The sequence below is a fragment of the Streptomyces botrytidirepellens genome (assembly GCF_003721215.1).
Taxonomy (GTDB): Bacteria; Actinomycetota; Actinomycetes; order Streptomycetales; family Streptomycetaceae; genus Streptomyces; species Streptomyces himastatinicus.
In genome coordinates this window covers 1-2,786 of sequence record NZ_RIBZ01000546.1, presented here as the reverse complement: position 1 = coordinate 2,786, position 2,786 = coordinate 1, and the positions used below count along the sequence as shown (strand labels likewise).

Here is a 2,786-nt window from a genome sequence, read left to right as displayed (position 1 = left end):
GCGGGGCGGCGCGGCCGCGGTGTGACGGCGGGTCGACGGCCGGGGGCGCGGAGGCCCGGGAGCGCGGAGCTCAGACGCGCGCCCCCGCCTCCAGACCCGCCTCCGCGTCCAGCCCCGCCGCCAGGGCCCGCAGCGCCTTCTCCGACGCGGACCCCTTCTCCGCCGTGTACGTGCACAGCACCTGCCCCGGATCCGCGGGCAGCACCAGCGCCTCGTACGTCACCACCAGGTCCCCCACCTCCGGGTGCCGGTAGCGCTTCGTACCGCGCATCCGCTCCTGCACCGCCTGCGCCTCCCAGCGCCGGCGGAACTCATCGCTCCGCTCCCGCAGCTCATGGATGATCTGGCACAGCCGCGCGTTGGCCGGGGTGCGCCCGATCTCGGCGCGCAGGCCGGCCACCGTGTCGTCGGCAACCTCGGACCAGTTCGGGTGCAGCTCCCGCGTCCGGGGGTCGAGAAAGATCAGCAGGGCGCCGTTGCGCTCGTCCTCCGGAAGCGCGGCGAAGTCGACACCGATGCGGCCGCCGAGCCGGTTCCAGGCCAGGACGTCCATGCCCGGGCCGAAGACGAAGGCCGGGATCCTGCCGTCCATCGCCTCCAGCAGCCGGAGGACCTCCGGTCGCACGCGCGGGCGCGGGTCCGCGCTCGCATGGCCGTGCCGCCGCGGCAGGGTGATGTTGCGCAGATACGTGTGCTCGGACGGGGTCAGCCGCAGCGCCCGCGCCAGGCCGTCCACGACGGAGTCCGAGACGGCGGGGGCGCGGCCCTGTTCGATGCGGGTGTAGTAGTCGACGCTGATCCCGGCGCGCTGCGCGACCTCCTCGCGGCGCAGGCCCCGCACCCGGCGCCGGACGACGCCCTCCGGCAGCCCCACCTCGGCGGGGTCGAGCGCGGCGCGGCGCGCCTTGAGGAACGCCTTGATCTCCGGTTCGGAATGGCCCATCGGTCCATTATCCGGGTGGTTCCGGCAGACCCAGGTTGGGTCGGGCCTGGTTCGGTACTCGTCGGATGCGGAGGCTGTGTCCAGTTGCTCCGAACCCCGAATCCCGAATCCACCGGAGCACCCAGCGGGAGGCATACCCATGAAGCGCAGGATTCTCGGCGGCACCGGCATCTCGGTCAGCGAATACGCCCTGGGCGCGATGATGTTCGGCGCCATGGCCAACCGGGACCACGACGACTCGGTACGGATCATCCACCGCGCCCTCGACGCGGGCATCAACTTCGTCGACACGGCCGACATCTATTCGGCGGGCGAGTCGGAGGAGATCGTCGGCAAGGCCCTCAAGGGCCGCCGTGAGGACGTCGTCCTGGCGACCAAGGCCCATGGCTCCATGGGCGACGACGACAACCACAGCGGCAACTCACGCCGCTGGATCACCCGCGAGATCGAGAACAGCCTGCGCCGCCTCGGCACGGACTACATCGACCTCTACCAGATCCACCGCCCCGACCCGACGACCGACGTCGACGAGACGCTGTCCGTCCTGTCCGACCTGGTCCGGGCGGGCAAGGTGCTGGCCGTCGGGTCGTCCACCTTCCCGGCGGAGCAGATCGTGGAGGCCCAGTGGGTGTCGGAGCGGCGCGGCCACGTCCGCTTCCGCACCGAGCAGCCGCCGTACTCGATCCTGGCGCGGAGCGTGGAGGCGGCCGTGCTGCCGACCGCGCAGAAGTACGGGATGGGCGTGCTGAGCTGGGGCCCGCTCTCGGCGGGCTGGCTCTCGGGCCGCTACACGAAGGCGTCCGACATCGACCTGGCGGGCGGCGGCCGGGCGGCGCTGGAGCAGTTCAAGTTCGACCCGTCGCTGCCGGAGAACGCCCGTAAGCTCGAGGCCGTCGGTGAGCTGAGCAAGCTGGCCTCCGACGCCGGGCTGTCGCTGCCGCACCTGGCCATCGCGTTCGTACGCGCCCACCCCGCCATCACCTCGGTGATCATCGGGCCGCGGACGATGGAGCAGCTGGAGGACCTGCTCGCCGGGTCCGAGGTGGAGCTGAGCGCGGACGTCCTGGACCGGATCGACGAGATCGTGCCGCCGGGCACCGACCTCAACCGGGCGGACAGCTACTACGTGCCCCCGGCCCTCGCCGACAAGGCCCTGCGGCGGCGCTGACCGCTCAGGACGCGTCCAGCGCGGTGAGCAGCGCGTCCACGAGGGTGCGGTCGTGGTCGTACGTGAGGCGGCTGCGGGCCGCGTCCGGGGGCAGCCAGAGCAGCCGGTCGACCTCCCGGTTCGGTACGAACGCCTCGTCGGGGACCGCCTCGGCGGCCCAGTAGCGGACCTCCTTCGGGCGGCCCCTGGCGGCGTAGTGCAGCGTGGGCAGCTCCACGCCGGGCGTGCAGCCGATCCCGGTCTCCTCCACCACCTCGCGCACCGCGCAGTGCAGCGCGTCCTCGCCGCGCTTCAACTTTCCCTTGGGGTGCGACCAGTCGTCGTACCGCGGCCGGTGGACGAGCGCGATCTCCAGCCCGCCGCCCCGCGCGGTGTGCCGCGTGCCCCGCGGGGTCCGGCGCGTGTGCCGCGGGGTGTGCCGCCACAGCACACAGCCCGCCGCCAGCACGGTCGTCCCGTCGTCCCGATCCCGGGAATCACCCTGACCGCTCATCCTGCCGTCCCGCCTCCCCTGGCGTTCTGTCGTCAGGAAGCCTGGCCCACGACCCGCCGCCACATCCGGCCGAACGCGAACCGGGCCGCCTCCACCTCGTGCCGCTGGTCCGCGTGCAGCACGCCGAGCGCGTACGCCGTCGCCGGGGCGATCCGCGGCGTACGGGCCGCGGCCGCCGCGGC

Annotated in this window: 3 protein-coding genes; 1 reads left to right on the top strand and 2 read right to left on the bottom strand. The window is 73.2% G+C overall.

Annotation, left to right across the window (positions count from 1 at the left end):
• Positions 1–70: 70 nt before the first annotated feature.
• Positions 71–943: a helix-turn-helix transcriptional regulator gene (locus EEJ42_RS32620; protein ID WP_123105549.1), complete on the bottom strand. Its 873-nt coding sequence runs from the start codon at positions 941–943 to the stop codon at positions 71–73.
• A gap of 139 nt (positions 944–1,082) precedes the next feature.
• Here EEJ42_RS32620 and EEJ42_RS32615 point away from each other — a divergent pair, with 139 nt between their 5' ends.
• Positions 1,083–2,111, top strand: a complete 1,029-nt coding sequence (locus tag EEJ42_RS32615) for an aldo/keto reductase (protein ID WP_123105547.1) — start codon at positions 1,083–1,085, stop codon at positions 2,109–2,111.
• A gap of 4 nt (positions 2,112–2,115) precedes the next feature.
• Here EEJ42_RS32615 and EEJ42_RS32610 read toward each other — a convergent pair whose 3' ends face one another.
• Entirely contained in the window at positions 2,116–2,604 is a 489-nt protein-coding gene (locus EEJ42_RS32610; RefSeq protein ID WP_123105545.1) for an NUDIX hydrolase, read from the bottom strand.
• Between the last annotated feature and the right edge of the window lie 182 nt (positions 2,605–2,786).

Excerpts from the sequence above, each read along its gene's own strand:
- EEJ42_RS32610 (WP_123105545.1), bottom strand. The coding sequence starts at position 2,604 with ATGAGCGGTCAGGGTGATTCCCGGGATCGGGACGACGGGACGACCGTG.
- EEJ42_RS32615 (WP_123105547.1), top strand. The coding sequence starts at position 1,083 with ATGAAGCGCAGGATTCTCGGCGGCACCGGCATCTCGGTCAGCGAATAC.
- EEJ42_RS32620 (WP_123105549.1), bottom strand. The coding sequence starts at position 943 with ATGGGCCATTCCGAACCGGAGATCAAGGCGTTCCTCAAGGCGCGCCGC.